This is a genomic window from Aliiglaciecola aliphaticivorans (genome assembly GCF_054782055.1).
In genome coordinates this window covers 57485-75463 of the sequence record NZ_BAAGTF010000010.1, presented here as the reverse complement: position 1 = coordinate 75463, position 17979 = coordinate 57485, and the positions used below count along the sequence as shown (strand labels likewise).

The 17979-nt window shown below is 40.9% G+C and carries 16 protein-coding genes; 3 read left to right on the top strand and 13 right to left on the bottom strand.

What is annotated here, in order from left to right:
• Positions 1 to 6: 6 nt before the first annotated feature.
• From ybeD to leuS, 11 genes are all read right to left on the bottom strand, one after another.
• Entirely contained in the window at positions 7 to 270 is a 264-nt protein-coding gene (gene ybeD / locus ACYVIL_RS05705) for a DUF493 family protein YbeD (RefSeq protein WP_303471745.1), read from the bottom strand.
• Between the two features lie 45 nt (positions 271 to 315).
• Positions 316 to 1488 (bottom strand): serine hydrolase, encoded by a 1173-nt coding sequence (locus tag ACYVIL_RS05700; protein WP_303471748.1) that lies wholly within the window; start codon positions 1486 to 1488, stop codon positions 316 to 318.
• 287 nt (positions 1489 to 1775) lie between these two features.
• A complete protein-coding gene (locus ACYVIL_RS05695; protein ID WP_460311868.1) occupies positions 1776 to 2594 on the bottom strand; it encodes a septal ring lytic transglycosylase RlpA family protein in 819 nt (272 codons plus the stop codon).
• 2 nt (positions 2595 to 2596) lie between these two features.
• Positions 2597 to 3598 carry a lytic murein transglycosylase B gene (gene mltB / locus ACYVIL_RS05690; RefSeq protein WP_460311867.1) on the bottom strand — a complete coding sequence of 334 codons (1002 nt, stop codon included), beginning with the start codon at positions 3596 to 3598 and terminating at the stop codon, positions 2597 to 2599.
• 46 nt (positions 3599 to 3644) lie between these two features.
• On the bottom strand, positions 3645 to 4763 hold the full coding sequence (rodA, locus tag ACYVIL_RS05685; RefSeq protein ID WP_303471757.1) for a rod shape-determining protein RodA: 1119 nt from the start codon (positions 4761 to 4763) through the stop codon (positions 3645 to 3647).
• A 9-nt stretch (positions 4764 to 4772) separates the two neighbouring features.
• Positions 4773 to 6686, bottom strand: a complete 1914-nt coding sequence (gene mrdA / locus ACYVIL_RS05680) for a penicillin-binding protein 2 (protein ID WP_460311866.1) — start codon at positions 6684 to 6686, stop codon at positions 4773 to 4775.
• Between the two features lie 2 nt (positions 6687 to 6688).
• Positions 6689 to 7159: a 23S rRNA (pseudouridine(1915)-N(3))-methyltransferase RlmH gene (gene rlmH, locus ACYVIL_RS05675; protein WP_460311865.1), complete on the bottom strand. Its 471-nt coding sequence runs from the start codon at positions 7157 to 7159 to the stop codon at positions 6689 to 6691.
• 30 nt (positions 7160 to 7189) lie between these two features.
• On the bottom strand, positions 7190 to 7507 hold the full coding sequence (gene rsfS, locus ACYVIL_RS05670; protein ID WP_303471766.1) for a ribosome silencing factor: 318 nt from the start codon (positions 7505 to 7507) through the stop codon (positions 7190 to 7192).
• A gap of 120 nt (positions 7508 to 7627) precedes the next feature.
• On the bottom strand, positions 7628 to 8650 hold the full coding sequence (gene holA, locus ACYVIL_RS05665; RefSeq protein ID WP_460311864.1) for a DNA polymerase III subunit delta: 1023 nt from the start codon (positions 8648 to 8650) through the stop codon (positions 7628 to 7630).
• Positions 8650 to 9165: an LPS-assembly lipoprotein LptE gene (locus tag ACYVIL_RS05660; RefSeq protein ID WP_460311863.1), complete on the bottom strand. Its 516-nt coding sequence runs from the start codon at positions 9163 to 9165 to the stop codon at positions 8650 to 8652. Before ACYVIL_RS05660 ends, holA begins: the two co-directional genes overlap by 1 nt.
• 4 nt (positions 9166 to 9169) lie before the next feature.
• Positions 9170 to 11773: a leucine--tRNA ligase gene (leuS, locus tag ACYVIL_RS05655; protein ID WP_460311862.1), complete on the bottom strand. Its 2604-nt coding sequence runs from the start codon at positions 11771 to 11773 to the stop codon at positions 9170 to 9172.
• A gap of 246 nt (positions 11774 to 12019) precedes the next feature.
• On the opposite strand from leuS, the gene ACYVIL_RS05650 reads away from it, so the two are divergent.
• From ACYVIL_RS05650 to ACYVIL_RS05640, 3 genes are all read left to right on the top strand, one after another.
• Positions 12020 to 14407: a Lon protease family protein gene (locus tag ACYVIL_RS05650; protein WP_460311861.1), complete on the top strand. Its 2388-nt coding sequence runs from the start codon at positions 12020 to 12022 to the stop codon at positions 14405 to 14407.
• Positions 14408 to 14434: 27 nt separating this feature from the next.
• Positions 14435 to 14917, top strand: coding sequence for an FKBP-type peptidyl-prolyl cis-trans isomerase (locus tag ACYVIL_RS05645; RefSeq protein ID WP_460311860.1), 483 nt, complete (start codon positions 14435 to 14437; stop codon positions 14915 to 14917).
• 203 nt (positions 14918 to 15120) lie between these two features.
• Positions 15121 to 15924, top strand: a complete 804-nt coding sequence (locus tag ACYVIL_RS05640) for a peptidoglycan-binding protein (protein WP_460311859.1) — start codon at positions 15121 to 15123, stop codon at positions 15922 to 15924.
• A gap of 10 nt (positions 15925 to 15934) precedes the next feature.
• Here the strand turns inward: ACYVIL_RS05640 and ACYVIL_RS05635 are convergent, their stop codons facing one another.
• Positions 15935 to 17680 carry a tetratricopeptide repeat-containing diguanylate cyclase gene (locus ACYVIL_RS05635; protein WP_303471781.1) on the bottom strand — a complete coding sequence of 582 codons (1746 nt, stop codon included), beginning with the start codon at positions 17678 to 17680 and terminating at the stop codon, positions 15935 to 15937.
• A 2-nt stretch (positions 17681 to 17682) separates the two neighbouring features.
• On the bottom strand, positions 17683 to 17904 hold the full coding sequence (locus ACYVIL_RS05630) for a hypothetical protein (protein ID WP_303471787.1): 222 nt from the start codon (positions 17902 to 17904) through the stop codon (positions 17683 to 17685).
• Positions 17905 to 17979 lie beyond the last annotated feature (75 nt).

Below are 17979 nucleotides of genomic sequence, written 5' to 3'. Positions count from 1 at the left end.
CTTTCATTACAGAACAACTCTTACCAATTCCAGGTTAGATAGTTCAGTGTAGATGGTTTCCATATGTTCTTTGCTCGTGACTTTTACGCTAATGGATAACGAATGATATGTTCCTTTAGAGCTTGGTTTTACCCTTGGACTATAATCACCCGGCGCGTGATTTTGCAAACAAGAAATTACGTCATTAGGGAGTCGCTCATGGGCGACTCCCATTACTTTAAATGTCTGTAAACAAGGAAAATCCAACAATTGATCGAATTTAGTATCCACTTTTATCTCTTAACTATTTTGGGGATTTGAAAATGAGTAGATAAACTACTCATCAAATCCAAGTTGTAATTTTATATAATCGTACGCTCGGTCAAACAAGCCACCTTCTTGCACTTCTTGTAAAGCGACTAAAGGATATTCAGCAATATCTTCCCCTTCAAGTTGTAAAAATAGCTTGCCTACCACTTCACCTTTGGCGAGGGGAGCTTCCAAGCTTTTTTCCAATTCAAAGTTTGCTTTAAGGTTTTTGACCTGACCTCTAGGTATAGTTATGGGGGTGTCTTGGTTAATTCCCAAGTCTACGGTTTCTTTATCACCCATATAAATGCGATGAGAAACGAAGCTATCTCCAGCTTTATAAGGCGTGATAGTTTCAAAGAAGCGGAAACCATATTTTAGAAGTTTTTTATTTTCATTCTTACGGGCTCTTTCGCTATCGGCTCCCATAACCACCGCAACCAAGCGCATATCACCTTGGGTAGCGGAAGTCACTAAGCTATAGCCTGCATCTGAAGTGTGGCCAGTTTTAATTCCGTCTACATTTAAACTTTTATCCCAAAGCAAACTGTTACGGTTGTATTGTTTTATATCATTGTAAGTGAATTCTTTTTCTTCATATAAGGCGTATTCTTCCGGCACATCATTAATTAGCGCACTGGCTAGAATTGCCATATCCCGAGGGGTGGTATAGTGATCTGCATCATGTAAACCATGGCTGTTTACGAAATGAGTTGAGGTCATTCCTAACTTTTCCGCATGGGCATTCATTAGGCTGACGAAGGCGCCTTCTGTTCCTGCGATGTGCTCAGCCATGGCAACACAGGCATCATTGCCAGATTGAATAATAATACCGCGATTTAAATCGTGCACGGAGACTTGTTTACCTACTTCGATGAACATCTTTGAAGAGTCTGGAAAGTTTTTCGCCCATGCATTTTCAGACACTGTGACCATATCGGATTCTGAAATATTGCCTAGCTTAAGCTCATTTCCAATCACGTAACTGGTCATCATTTTTGTTAAGCTTGCAGGTGCTAGTTGAATATCCGCATTTAACTCAGCTATCACGTGACCCGTATTATGATCCATCAACAAGAAGCCCTTAGCGGCTACGGTCGGAGGAGGGGGGATAACCACTGCTGAGAAGGCACTAACGGAAAATACAGCTGTGCTAACTGAGCAAAATAACCCGAATAAAATAGACTTAAAATTGTTCATTGACCTACCATTTTTATTTATCTTTTGAAAAGTGTTTCGTGAGCGCTGCGTAATATATCATTTCTGTCATTTACTTTCGTGAAAAATATCATCAAGTTCGTTTAATCGTTCAGATTTTATGGCGGACGACATCTTTGCAACCAATATAAATATATTGGCTTCAACGTAGAATCAGTAAATGGGCAAATTACCCTGCTTAGTATGACAGTTAAAACCTAAGAAAAGTTTATTGGTCTTTCGGTTTATTCGACGCTACCGGTTTAGAAAGGTTGAATGTGGCTTAGCATTTACGGGGGAGTTGCCTGACTATAAATGCGAAAAGCACTGCTGTAACCATCTACTTTCAGTTGTTGTAACAGTTGATCCGCGTGGCTTTCATCATTGAGCGGACCTAAATGCAATCTAAATAGTCCGTTTTCGTTAGGTGTGTTAACGGATACCTGATATTGGCTTTGTAAACCTTGTGCTAAAGCCTGTACTTTTGATTTATCTTGCAAAGCGGCAACCTGGATAAACAACTGTTCTCCGGTGTTATTCGCTACTAAGGTGGCCGGCGGAGGTGTTGGAGTATTACCCACAGTCAAAGTACCCGCTTGGTCCATGTGCAACACTTCTACTTTCACTTTAGCCGTTCCAGTATCTAGCACACCAATTTTCATCGCCGCGGCATAAGATAAATCAATAATTCGATTATGGTGGAAAGGTCCGCGATCGTTGACTCGGACCACTGCAATTTTCCCATTTTCTAAATTTGTTACTTTAGCGATGGATGGAAGGGGTAAGGTTTTATGGGCGGCACTCATGGCAAACATATTGTAAACTTCGCCATTGGCAGTTAAGTGGCCATGAAACTTTTGTCCGTACCATGAAGCGATACCTTGTTTAGCGTAGCCTTTACCGGTTTTTAACGGTTTATAGTATTTTCCTAATACGGTATAAGGTCGCATGGATGCAGATAAATAAGGCTCGTAGGCAGGCTTCACATCGCGAAAATCAATATCCTGACTAATTGATTTTGGTTTTGAATCTGAATGTTGGCTATAACGACCCGTATTGCTACACGAGGCAATTAAAATACACAGTATCAAACATCCAATTCTTTTCATGGTTATTCCATAGCTTGCTTTAATTGTTGGCTAAACTGAAATACCGCCATGGCGTACAATGGGCTATGATTGTATCGAGTTATGGTATAAAAGTTAGGTAGGCCTACCCAATATTCGCTACTTTCGGGTTGTTGAAATGCCAGTAGTTTAACACTTTGCTGAGGGCTTAACGTTATGTTTTCATTAAGGCTTACACCTGCAACCTCTAAATCTTGCCATGTATGGGTGTATTTTAAGCTTTTACTGAGTAGATCATCAATATTACTATCAGATGTTAGTACATTAGCCTTATAAGCTACGGGCTCGTTGGGTTTCCAGCCATGGCGTTTAAAATAATTGGCGACACTTCCAATGGCGTCAGTTGGATTATTTAATAAATCGCGAACACCGTCGCCATCAAAATCCACCGCATAATGTCGGTAGCTAGATGAGATAAATTGTCCCCAACCCATAGCACCGGCATATGAGCCTTTTACATCTTGTAAATTGAAGCCTTCTTCTCGCGTAAGTAGGAAATATTCAGCTAACTCACTACGAAAAAATGTCGCGCGGGGAGGGTAGTAAAACCCCAGCGTATAAAGAGCGTCTAATACCGAATATTTACCTTTATAGGTGCCATAAAATGTCTCTACGCCGATGATTGCGACAATGATCTGAGCCGGTACTCCCGTTTCTTGCTCTGCTCGCTGTAAATCTTCTTTATGTTGTTGCCAAAATTCAATACCTTTAGCGAGGCGCTTTTCAGTCAAAAAAATGGGGAAATACTGATGCCAAGGTTTCGCTTCCCAAGGCCGAGCAATAGCATCTAAAATTGTTTGGTTTTTATGGGCGCTATCCAAGGTTTGTTTTATAACGTCTGGATTAAATTGATGTTTTTCAGCCATCATTACCACGAACTCTTCAATCTGGGCGTCTATCTGTGAGGTATTTGCCGTTTCGGCGGTTACCTTGCTCACATTAAGACTTAACGCTGAAAAGAATAGAAATTTCGCTAACACTCGCATTCTCTCTCCATGGCCATTCCCGTCGGATTCGCCTTTTTATTTTGTTTTATTGTCTGGAAAGCAGACGTTTTTGTGTACTGATTGCCATTAGAATGCCAAATCCGGCTAATAAAGTCACCATTGAAGTGCCTCCATAGCTCACTAAAGGCAAAGGCACCCCAACAACGGGCAACAAACCAGAGACCATCCCCATGTTAACAAATACATAAACAAAGAATGTCAACGTAATACTACCAGCCAATAGTTTTGCAAAAGCATCTTGGGCACGCATCGCAATCATTAATCCTACCACTATGATGTAACAATATATGGCCAATAACGCTAAAATGCCAAAGAGTCCAAACTCTTCACTAAACACCGCAAAAATGAAGTCGGTGTGTCGTTCAGGTAAAAATTCCAACTGAGACTGTGTGCCTTGCAACCAGCCCTTACCACTAACGCCGCCAGAGCCTATTGCTATCTTTGATTGAATAATATGATAACCCGAGCCCAAGGGATCGCTCTCAGGGTTGAGGAAAGTTAATACTCTTTGTTTTTGGTATTCCTTCATCAGGAAAAACCACATGACAGGAGCGAAGGCTGATACTAAACAGGTAACCATCAAAATAAGGCTCCAGCTCATACCGGCAAGAAACAAAACGAATACCCCAGAGCTGGCAATCAATAAAGAGGTACCAAGGTCAGGTTGTTTAGCAATGAGTAAAGTTGGTACAACAACAAACAAAAAACCGATGCAAATATTCCAGATTTTTGGGGGCAGATTGAAACGACTAATATACCAAGCAACCATCATAGGCACGGCTAACTTCATTATTTCGGAGGGTTGAAATCGAACTACGCCTAAATCTAGCCAGCGTTGCGCGCCTTTCCCCGAGACCCCAAAAAGTAACACGGCTAACAGCATAAGCACGCCCGCAATGTAAAAGTAGACCGACATACGTTGATAAGCTAACACCGGAATTTGAGCTAGTATTAGCATTACAAACAAGGCTACACCTAGGCGAATTACCTGCCGTTGTATTAATGCCATGTCCTGACCACCGGCGGAATAAATGGTGACTAGACCAACAGCCATAAGAACTAAGAGTCCAATTAGTAAAGTCAGGTCTATGTGTATTTTAGTAAAAATAGACTGTTTATTGGGTTCTAGTTTGGTTCTTAACATAGGCGCGGCTTATTGTGTTTTCTGATTATCAGTTTCTGGTTCTTCGGCTTTAGCCTTAACCAACTGATGCTGTTTATCTTTAAAGTAAAAATCCATCACCTTACGCGCAATGGGGGCGGCCTGTGAGCTTCCGCCTCCAGCATTTTCTAGGGCAACTGCAATACTTATTTGCGGGTCTTGATAGGGTGCAAAGCCAACGTACATAGCGTTGTCACGGTGTTTCTCAGCTAATTTTTCAGCATCATATTTTGCGTCTTGAGCAATGGATACCACTTGAGCTGTACCGGTTTTACCTGCGGGCTCATAATTCACATTTTTAAATGCTCCTCTTGCTGTTCCATGAGGCTCATGAATAACACCGTACATAGAGGACAAAACTAAATCCCAATTTTCACTATTTTTAATGGCAATGGGTTGCAATTCTTTTAGGGGATCTAAAATCATTTCGTTATGTACAATTCGGCCCCGTAAAATTTGAGGAACAATTCTTTTACCTTTGTTCACTAGGGTATTCACCGATTTGACTAATTGTAGTGGTGTTGCCGTCCAATAACTTTGACCAATTCCCACTGAAATCGTATCCCCTATATACCAAGGTTCGTTGTACCGTGCTTTTTTCCAACCGCGACTTGGCATATTGCCATCGGACTCTTCGTAAATATCTACTCCAGTGTAATCACCAAAGCCAAATTCAGTCATGGTTTCATTAATACGATCGATACCTAAATGGTAAGCTAAGTCGTAAAAGAAGAAGTCGCAGGAGACTTCAACGGATTTTTTGACATCTACCCAGCCGTGTCCCCATGGGATCCAATCTCGCCACACATGACTGACATTTTTGAGTTTGTAACGTCCATTATCAAATAAGCGAGTTTCACTATCGATGACACCTTCTTCTAAACCTGCAAGGGCTAAATGGGGTTTTACCGTGGATGCTGGGGGGTATTGACCTTGGGTTGCTCGGTTTATTAAAGGTCTGTCTGTTGATTGCAATAATTTGGCGTAGTTTTTACTACTAATACCATGAACAAATAAATTGGGATCGTAACTGGGATTGCTATAAAGTGCTAAAACGCCACCGGTTTTTGCATCCAGTGCAACCACTGAACCTCGGGTATCACCCAAAACACTTTGAATTTCCAATTGCATTTTAACGTCAATGTTGAGGATCAAGTCTTGCCCTGGTTCGGGTGGTTGAAAGTTTAAAGTGCGAATAATGCGGCCCTTGCTATTCACTTCAACTTCTTGATAACCCACAGAGCCATGTAACAATTCCTCATGATATTTTTCAATGCCTAGTTTGCCGATATCATGGGTGGCAGCATAGTTGTCTTCTTGACCGGCTTCACTGAGTTTCTGCAGATCCTTTTTATTGATCCTCGCCACATAGCCTAATGCATGAGTCAGGGCACTGCCAAACGGGTAATGGCGTGTTAATCTAGCCTCAATAGAAACTCCAGGGAATTTGTGTTGACTCGCTGAAAACAGAGCAACTTCATTATTACTCAGTCGATTCCGCAGGGATACCGGCTTAAATCGTCTGACCCGTTTCATATTCTCTTTAAAATCGGTAATTTCATCTTCGCTTAGGTCTAACAGTTTGCTTAGTTCAGCAAGGGTGCCATCTAGATCGTCAATTTCTTCAGGAATAAGCTCCAACGAGAATACCGGGCGATTTTCAGCTAACAAAATCCCGTTTCTGTCATAAATTAAGCCGCGGTTGGGCGCAACGGGGAGAACTTTTATGCGATTTCCGTTAGAACGGGTTTGATAATCAGAATGTTTAGATACTTGTAAGTAGTATAAGTTACTTATGATTAAGATCATCGCCACACAAACTAACACCATTGCAATAAAACTTCGTCTTGCAAATAGGTTCGCTTCAGCGGAATGATCTTTAATGGTAACGCGGTTAACTGGCAAAATTACTCTCGGTGATATGGATGATTGGCATTCACCGACCAAGCGCGATACAAGCTCTCAGCAACTATTATTCGAACCAAAGGATGGGGCAAGGTGAGAGCAGATAACGACCACTTTTGTTCACTCGCTTGAATACATTCTGGTGCAAATCCTTCAGGGCCGCCAATTAATAAACTGACGTCTCTACCATCCATCTGCCAAGCGGCAAGATTTTTTGCTAATTCAGTTGTGGTCAACGCTTTTCCGGTTACTTCAAGGGTGACTATTTTATTACCTTTGGGTATTGAATTTAAGGTAAGTTCCCCTTCTTTTTGTAAAATACGTTTGATATCCGCATTTTTACCCCGTTTACCCGCGGGTATTTCCGTTAAGGTTAATGCTAAATCGCCATTAAACCGACGTTCATATTCTCGGTAACCTGCGTCTACCCAAGAGGGCATTTTTGTGCCGACCGCAATTAGCTGAATGCGCATTGAAACTATTATCCTAAATAAGTTTAGTCGTTATGCCCAAAGCTTTTCTAATTGATAGAAGTCTCGGGTTTGGTCCTGCATTACATGAACCACAATGTCACCTAAATCCACCAGCACCCATTCTCCCTCGGCTTGGCCTTCAACACTAAGTGGAGGATGGCCCGCTTTTTTCGTTTCATACACCACATTTTGTGCTATTGAAGCCACGTGGCGTTTTGAATTGCCAGAGCAAACTAGCATAGTATCGGTGACTGTAGATTTACCTTTGACATCAATATCAACAATATCTCTGGCTTTAAGATCTTCGATTTTATCGATTACAAATTTTTTAAATTCGTCGCTTTCCAATTGTGTTCCTCTTAACCTATTTTTTTGAAAGTGAATTGTATCAGAAATAATGACAAACTAGGATAGCTATCTATCACTTCTAAACTAAAGGGATTGAAAGGTTATGCGTAACCTTTCATGTTACTCAAGGGGGATGCCATTGAGGTCAAAGGGGACGAATAACAAACACAAATGGCAGAGTTCTACATAAGGACGCATAACTTGCGATTGTTTGATACGTTGATCTAGAACCTGCAGTTTTTGCTGAATATTATCCAACGCCTTAAAGGACAGTCGTTGCATCGCACCAAGGTAGATATTCTGTCTGGCTTTCCAAATCCTATATTGGTTCCAGTTAATACTTTTTCCTGCTTGTTTATCGGCCAGTAGCGAACTTAATATTTGCCATTCTCGTGTTAGTGCCCAGCACACAATAGTGGGCTCAACCCCTTCCGCCTCTAAACGATAAAGCATTTTAACCATTTTAACAGCATCACCCGATAACATGACATCAACTAACTGAAATACGTTGTATCTAGATTGATCGACCACTGACTCCATTATTTGTTGTTCGGATACCACACCATCGGGAAATAATAATCCTAATTTATCAATTTCTTGCTTAGCTGCGAGTAAGTTACCCTCACTATAATCACTGAGTAGTTTGATAGATTCAGGTCCAGTTTTTATGCCGCTTTCATTCAAATAACCAGCAATCCATTGTTGCAGGTTATTGCCTTCTAATGGAAAGCATGGAATATAAATACCTTGTTTATCGAGGGCTTTAAACCACTTAGCATTTTGTACATCACGACCAATTTTTTGACCATGAATAAGTACGATAGTGTCGTTATGAGAATTTTCTGCTAGCTCGCATAAGGTTTTACTGCCTTCAGTACCGGGTTTCCCTGTGGGCAGTTCCAATTCGATAAATTGCTTCGCGCTAAAAAGGGATAGGGTTTGTGTTGCTTCGATTAGGCTTGACCATTGAAATTGATTATCTACAGATAATTGCTGCCTTTCATCAAAACCTTGCTGTAACGCTTGCTTACGTATGGTTTCAATGCTTAGCATTTTTTGCAGTGGCTCATCCCCAAACACCAAATAAAACGAATGATTATTTTGTTTTACATGTTGTGCTAACCGATTGGGATATACCTGCATTAAAGTTCTCGGCTATCCAAACTAGGCAACATTCTAACTATTCGGTCTGCGGCTTGACTACGCATCTCCCTTAACACTAAATCGAGTTCACGAGACTTCGCCAAAATAGCGTCAGGGTCATCTTGGTATTCACGGGTAACATCAAACTCAACTATTTGTGGCTCTTTATTGGGTAAGATGAATTGCAGTTTAATGGTTAATACCAGTTCATATTCTGCAACTTGCCCGGTACTAAAAAGTGACAGTAGCCGTCTATCCAAAGAGTCTGGATATAAATAAATAGCTAGGGTAGTGTCTTTTTGTTGAATAGGAATATTCGCGACATAAGGAATTTGGTATAGATCAAAGTGTTCCTTCACCGTGCGATTTAACGGTAAATATTCCTGTGTGCCCGCAAGGTATACCTGTTGGATACCTGCGGGTAACGGCTGTGAGCCCCTAAGTTTGAAACCACAACCTTGAATACCAAAGAGCAACAGAAATATTAAAAAAGCACGGTTTGAGAATATTTTCATTAAATTAGTTTGCCACTATGTTTACGAGTTTACCGGGTACATAAATGACTTTTCTAAGGGTTTTCCCTTCAGTAAATTGAGTTACGTTGGGTTGTGCCAAAGCATGTTCTTTCACCTCTGCTTCAGGCAGGTCAGCGGCCACTGTCATTTTAGCGCGAACCTTACCGTTAACTTGCACGATGATCAGTTTTTCATCTTCAACTAGTGCCGATTTATCTGCTTGTGGCCAAGCTTCAAAAGCGATTTCTGTGGAGTGACCAAACTGTTGCCATAATTCATGGCAAATATGTGGCGTTATCGGATTCAACATCAGTACCATTGATTGCAAACCTTCGTCTAATAACGCGCGATCTTGAGCGGATTCTTGCGAAGCTTTTTGCAAATGATTTAAAAGCTCCATTATTGCCGCTATTGCAGTATTAAAGGTTTGGCGACGTCCAATATCATCACTCACTTTATCAATGGTTTTGTGAATATGACGACGCAAGGCTTTTTGTTCAGAGGTAAGGTTAGACAGGTCTAAATTCTCTACCGATCCCAACGCCAAGTGTTCTTGGACTAGCTTCCAAAACCGTCTTAAAAAGCGGTTAGAACCATCTACACCTGAATCAATCCACTCAAGTGTTTGCTCCGGTGGCGCGGCAAACATGGTAAACAAGCGGATTGTATCTGCACCATAAATATCAATGACTTGTTGAGGGTCGATTCCGTTGTTTTTTGATTTAGACATTTTCGTCATGCCACCAAATTCAACTTCTGCCCCGTCACTTGCTAACTTAGCACTTACAATGCGACCTTTCTCATCCTTTTCGGTTTCCACATCTGCTGGCGAATACCAATGCTTTTTGCCTTTTTCATCTTCTCGATAGAAGGAATCGGCTAGCACCATCCCTTGGCAGAGTAAACGCTTGTAGGGTTCGCTAGATTCAACTAAACCCTCATCTCTTAACAACTTATGGAAAAATCGCGAATAAAGTAAATGTAAAATGGCATGCTCAATGCCGCCTACATATTGATCAACGGGTAACCAATAATTCGCCTCAGTGGGGTCGAGCATAGCTTGATTATTTTGCGCGCTAGTATAGCGTGCGTAATACCAAGATGATTCCATAAAAGTATCGAAGGTGTCGGTTTCACGCAGGGCTGGTTGCCCTTGATATTCAGTTTTAGCCCATTCTGGATCGGCTTTGATTGGCGAAACCACGCCATTCATGACAACATCTTCTGGTAAAACAACGGGTAAATCTTTTTCAGGAACAGGTACAGACTCACCATTTTCAAGGTTTAACATAGGGATGGGTGACCCCCAGTAACGCTGTCGTGAAACGCCCCAATCACGTAAGCGATAATTGACTTTGCGCTGACCTTTACCTTGGCTTTCCAATTCTTGGCTTATCTTTTCAAATGCCTGTTCTGAGGTTAAACCGTCAAATTGCCCTGAATTAATTAGTTTCCCTTTTTCAGTAAAAGCGGCTTGGCTTAAATCACAAGGTTGCGAGTCGCTATCAAGAGGTTCGATAACTTGAGTGATATTTAATTTATATTTAGTGGCAAATTCATAGTCTCGCTGATCGTGACCAGGCACCGCCATAACCGCACCCGAACCATAATCCATTAGGACAAAGTTAGCGGCCCAAACCGGTACTTTTACGCCAGAAATTGGATGGATTGCATATAAGCCTGTAGCACACCCTTTCTTCTCCATGGTCGCCATTTCAGCTTCTGCTACTTTAGTATTTTTACATTCTTCAACAAATGCTGCTAATTCTGGATTGCTATTTGCTGCTGCAAGGGCAATTGGATGAGTCGCTGCAATACCCACATAAGTGACCCCTAAAAGGGTGTCTGGACGGGTTGTATAAACCTCTAAGTGATCAATGTTATCGATTGCTTGGGCAAGTTCAAACTTGATATCGACGCCTTCAGAGCGACCAATCCAATTTTTTTGCATGGTGCGAACTTGTTCAGGCCAGTCATCCAACTGTTCCAAGTCTTGTAAAAGTTCTTCTGCATAATCGGTGATCTTAATGAACCATTGGGGAATTTCTTTTTGTTCTACCAATGCTCCTGAGCGCCAACCACGGCCATCAATAACCTGTTCATTGGCAAGCACAGTATGATCAACGGGATCCCAGTTTACCGTTGCATTTTTTTTGTAAACTAAGCCTTTTTCATATAAACGAGTGAAAAACCACTGTTCCCAGCGATAATAATCCTGTTTACAGGTAGCTACCTCACGATTCCAATCATAGCCGAAACCAAGAGATTTGAGCTGCTGCTTCATATAATCGATATTGGAGTAAGTCCAATTCGCAGGGGCTGTGTTATTGTTGATTGCGGCGTTTTCTGCCGGTAAACCAAACGCATCCCATCCCATAGGCTGCAAAACGTTTTTACCTTGCATACGATGAAAACGACTGATTACATCGCCAATGGTATAGTTTCTAACATGGCCCATGTGTAATCGACCACTTGGGTAGGGAAACATCGACAAACAATAAAACTTTTCCTTATTGGCATCTTGTTCAGCGCGGAATATGTCATTTTCTTCCCAATGGGATTGTACCTTTGATTCAATTTGTTGCGGGTCGTATTGTTTGTCAGCCATTAACACGGAATTCCAAAAAAATAGTATAATTATCTGTTAAAAGAAGTGAAAAGACCTTCTTAATGTTATTCATGCAAGAATACCTTAGCTAGCCATATGCAAACAACCTGAAATGCAATTTAGAGCAATTAAAAGCGTTTAGTCTGATTATTATTTAGTCGAAACTCAATTTTGCGGTGTGTTTGCCTGTTGACACAATTCAACTTAAAGGGTTCACTGTGGCCAAATTAACTTCAAAATAGTCGTATGCTGGAACATAAATCACTGAACGTTGAACAATTAACTGCAATCCCGAGCCGCCGTTTAATCAATGAGGCGCTGCGTGATGATGACGCATTATTGGCCACTTTTATTGGCCAGCAGCGAGCCAAGGAAGCGTTGTCTTTCGGTTTGGGTATTCAAGCTAAAGGTTATAATTTGTATGTTATGGGTGAGCATGCCACTGGCCGGTTTACGCTAGTTCAGGAATATATTGCTAAGACGGTTGATAAGGTTCCCACACCAGACGAGTGGTGTTATATCAATAACTTTGAAGAAGAAAGAGAACCCTTTGTTCTGCGCCTAAAACCTGGGGAGAGTAAATTACTGCATAAAGATATGGAAGGGTTAATTGATGAACTTTTAGATACCTTTCCCGCGGCCTATGATAACCCTGGATACCAGAGAAAAAAGGCAGCGATTGGCAGAGCGTTCGATCAACGTTATGACATGGCAATCGATAAGGTTGAGCAATACGCGCAATCTAAGCAAGTCGCCTTATTTGAAGAAAATGGCACGATTAGCTTTTCCCCCATTTTAAATGATAAACCTATTACTGATGCCGATTTCGCTAAAATAGACGATCAACAACGTCAGCATTATTATCAATTAATTGATCATTTAGAAGATTATCTAAGTGAAGCATTATTAGAGTTGCCCAAGTGGAAGCGTCATTCTTCTGAACAATTGCGAAAATTAAAACGAGATACCGCTGAACAGGGTATTAAACCGTTACTCAAAGACTTAGAACATAAATATGCTAACGAATTAGCTATTCTGAAGTTTCTAAGGCAATTAAAGTCGCATCTGGTCGACACCATTGTTGAATTACTCGCCGGTGATCTCAAAGATGACAAGCAAGATGAGTACGATAAGCGGGATGTGTTAGAGGAGCAATACTTACCGAATATTTTGGTATCGCATAAAATTCATGATGGTGCACCAGTGGTTTACGAACCTAATCCTACCCATCAAAATTTATTCGGTAAGATAGAATATACCAATGTGCAAGGTTCCATGTTTACCAGTTATCGAATGATACGCAGTGGTGCGCTGCACAAAGCCAATGGAGGGTACCTTTTGCTCGATGCTGATAAAATGATTGATCAGCCATTTGTGTGGGAATCCTTAAAGCTAGCCTTGAAATTTGGTCAGTTAAAAATGGAATTACCACAGCTTGATGTTGGAATGGTTAATTCCATGACATTAATACCCCAGCAAATCCCTCTGAACGTCAAAGTAGTATTGTTAGGCTCAAGAGATTTATATTATTTATTACAAGATTACGATGAAGAATTTGATGAACTGTTTCGGGTTTTAGTGGAATTTGACCATGAGATCCCACTTAATAAACAAACACTTTACGATTTTGTTGGCAGGGTACGTAATCATGTGATTTCCATTGGTTTAAATGGTATTTCCAATAAAGCGATGTACCGATTAGTGGAATATAGTTTACGCCTTGCTGAGCACCAACAGAATTTTTCGGCGCGTTTTTCAGATGTTATTGAACTAATCAATGAAGCCCATTACTTCTGCGTAGTGGAAAATTTAACTGAAATTCAAACAGATCACATTGAAACAGCGTTAAAAGCTAAAATTGAACGGACCGGCCGGGTCAGCCAAGCGTTATTAGAAGACATTAAGCAAGGGCAAATATTAATTGCTACCCAAGGTACTTCAATTGGACAGGTTAATGGCTTAACAGTACTTGAGGTTGGGGATAGCGTGTTTGGTACCCCTGCTAGAATTACTTCAACGGTATATGCCGGTGCCAACGGTGTGGTGGATATTGAGCGTGAAGTGGAGCTAGGCCAACCCATACATTCTAAAGGTGTCATGTTGCTTACAGGTTACTTGGGAAACAAGTACGCACAATATTTTCCTTTAACCTTATCTGCTAATATCGCGTTGGAACAATCCTATGGTCATATTGACGGTGACAGTGCCTCACTAGGTGAACTAGTTGCTTTAATTTCCGCCTTGACCGAAGTTCCCGCTAGACAAGATTTAGCCATTACTGGATCAATAAATCAATACGGTGAAGTGCAATCTATTGGTGGCGTTAACGAAAAAATAGAAGGCTTTTTCACGCTTTGCCAACATCGAGGATTGACAGGTACGCAAGGTGTAATTATTCCCCATTCGAATAAAATCAACTTGATGCTAAACAGTGAAGTCATCAAAGCAGTTAAGGCTGGTGTATTTCACATTTATACTGTGGCCACTGTGGATCAAGCCTTGTCTTTATTGACCGGTAAAGAAGCTGGTGAGTTAAATTCGCGAGGACGATATCCTAAGGGCAGCATGAATTATCTGGCCGTTAATCGCTTGTATAATATTGCGTCTATAGTCAACGGCGCAGACGGTGATTAATACCTAAACTAAATGTAAGAGTGCAATATGACAATCAGTAAAAACAAAGTAGTCCAGTTCCATTATCGTATAAATGATCTTGATGGCAACGAGTTAGAAGCTAGCGAAGCAGACGCGCCAGTCGCTTATTTACATGGCCACAATAATATGATGGTTGGGGTCGAAAACGCCTTAGAAGGCAAAAGCGCTGGAGATGAGTTTAGTGTCGAACTTCCACCTCAAGAAACCTTTGGTGAAGTGATAAAAAACGCGGAGCAGCGGGTTTCTGTTAAACATTTGCAAGGGGCTAAGAAATGGAAACCTGGCATGAGAGCAGTGTTGCAAACCGAAAATGGGGCTAGGGAAGTGACTATTGTGAAATTAGGAAAGTTCATGGCGACTGTAGACATTAATCATCCTTTAGCGGGCCAAACCCTTAAGTTCGATTTAAAAGTGGAACATGTTCGAGATGCCACTGACGACGAGTTGTCCCACGGCCATGCTCACGGTGTGGGTGGGCATCATCACTAGTTTCTATTGGCAGCATGTTCGCCTTATCGCCACTGGTGTAGGCTAAAATCCTAAAATTTACCCTAAAAATTTAATCATTTTTGAAAAATGCGCTATCTTCATTAAGTGCAAAATAGAGAAATCAGCAAAATTTTGTACGAATGGGTAATGCCGCATCGAAGTTTGAATGCACATTTTGTTTTCATAACTTAAGGATATCAAAAATGATTCCAGTGGATGGCGATTTCATACTAGCTGTAGCACCAAGATTTTCAGGTGAAAAAGCAGAAGCACAAATGCGAATAGTCGGTCAGATTTCGGCAATATTTGCTCCAACCTTAGCAAGCTATCAAATTAACACCAGACTGCGAATCGCCCATTTTATGGGACAGGTTACCCATGAATGTGCAGGTTTTCGAACAACAGAAGAGTTTGCCTCCGGTGCGGCCTATGAAGGCAGAAGTGATCTGGGTAATGATCAAATAGGGGACGGTAAACGTTATAAAGGGCGGGGATTGTTGCAATTAACAGGAAGAGCGAATTATCGCCTTTACGGTAAGAAACTCAACTTGCCATTAGAGGATGATCCGGAAATTGCTGGTGATCCTGCGATTTCTCTTAAAATTGCCTGTGAATATTGGAAATCTCGAAATATTAACAGGTTCGCTGATTTAGACGATTTAATTAAAGTAACCAAATTAGTGAATGGAGGTCGACGTGGTCTTGATGATCGGCGAAAATATTTACAGAAAGCTAAAAATGCACTTGCAGCAATTGAAGGAATTCGCGTCGCTTTAAATGAAGGTGAAAATGCAGTTGTTTTAAGGCGTGGCTCTTTTGGTGATAAAGTGGGGGAACTCCAACAATTGCTAGTCGATAAGGGGTTTGTAATCTCCATAGACAACGACTTCGGGGCAGGAACAGAAGGCGCTGTTATTATGTTTCAAAAACAAAATGGCCTTAAAGTCGATGGGATTGTTGGTAAATCTACTTGGGACAAATTAGCTGCGCCAAACAATAGTAAATAAAATCTGCTTATTAGATTGCTTGAGCCTGGTGAGGAGCCGTTTTGTATAAATATACTCGGTTTCTACCATTTTCTTTGGAGTCATATAAAGCCGTATCCGCCCCTGCAAATAGTTTTTCCAAACTGTAGCCGCAGGTCTTAGCATCTGAAACACCAAAGCTTGCGGTTATTTTAAACTGATGCTCGGTTGCCCGAGTGTCGATTTTTTCAATGGCTCCTCGGCAAATTTCAGCGACTTTACAAGCTTCATCAACACTGCAACCAGGCAACACAAGACCAAACTCCTCACCTCCCATGCGGCCAATAAGATCGATTGATCTGCACACTTGTTTGGCGGCTTTTACCGCTTCTCTGAGCGCCCAATCTCCTGTTTGGTGTCCGTAGGAATCATTGACTTTTTTAAAGTGATCTAAGTCAAATAAAACAAAACTAATGGGTAGTTGCTGATTTTCAGCATTTTCAATGATGTTTTTTGCTCGATCATTAAAAAAGTGACGGTTGCTGATCCCAGTTAACTCATCCGTTTCAGCCATTTTTCTCAGTTTTAATTGGATTTTTCTGCTGCGGTATAAGCCAACAAATAGCAATATTAGCAATAAAACCGATAAGGATAACGCAAGTTTGTTGTTACTGGATTGCTCGGCGGCCAATGCAGCTTGTGTACGCAAAAGGGCATTTTGCTTATCTAAAATAACGATTTTGTTATCTTGTTCTAGCTTTTCATACTTAGCTTGTTGAAACGCCAGTCCTCGTGCTTTAGTGTCATCTATATAGGCTTTTTCAGCTTGATTGTATCGTTTTAAATAATCAACGGTTTGCTGATAGTCACCCTGAGCTTCGGTGGCTTTATATAATACTTCTAAGGATTTGACTAGGGCTTTTGTCAAACCAAAGTTTTGGATACTATTGTATGCTTTGAGGCCATATTTTATTGCCAAATCTGGTTGATCTAAGAGCAAATAATTATTTGCCAGCAAACTATAAAAAATACCAATTAATGGCGGATATTTGCTGTCAACAGTTTGTTGTTCTGCACTTTGCAATAACGCTATTGATTCGTTAAGACGACTTTCATTGGTTAATGATTCAGCCATGGTCATAACAATGATATTGGCAACCAGAATTTCATTGTTTTCCCGGCAAAAATCGATACTTTGTTGAGCGTATTGATAGTCAGAAAGGCTCTTAGCAAGTTCAAACTCTGATTCAACTTTAATTTGGCGAGCAAAACAATGGGTTCGATTAGTAATATTTCTTTTAAGAAGCTGATTGGCAACTTGTAATCCGAGTTCATATTGTTGCGCTTGATTGTAAAATATTGCTACAACCCCAAAACTCGTGTTTAGGGCTTCTTCATCTTGTACTTTTTCACGTTGGTCAAATAAACGGTTAATGGCTTTTGCACCAAGGTAAAAGTCGCGTTTAACCGCATAATTGTTTACTAAAGAACTTAGGGCGCGTAATTTTAACGTTTCAGATGCATTACTGCTTTCGATATTCTGATAAAGCTCGATGGCCTCATCCACCTTTCCGTTGAAAGTAAGTTGATAACCTTTAAGAAGGTGATAGAAATGCGTCTGCTGCTCGCTAAATGTGTCTTCACTTTTTTCAAGTTCAGTCATTAAAATTTCAAAAGCATTAAAATCGGCGCTCCTAATTTTATCTGCTTTGTGCAGTAAGGTCGTAACATCAGCATACGACACAAGAGGAGTGATTAAGCACACTAAAAACAAAGCAGAAATAACGATAAAACGCATGTTTAATTCTCTTTTGGCGCTTCTTCCTGCTCTTCAGGCTCGTCTTCTGTTTGCTCGTCATCTTTTGCTGGCATCAATGCACACCAAAACTTACCCTGTTTTTGACGCATTTCTTGCATATCTTTTTTCGCTTTCAGGGCTAGGGGATGTTGCCCACCTTCGGTCATTTCTCTTTTAAAATCGGGGTTAACCGCCAGTTTTTCCATTAATTCTAACGCAGCCATGTTGGTTCCTTATGTTGTTTTAAAAAATTAGACGTCGAAACATTTTTAACCGGCAGTATTATTAAACACTTAGGG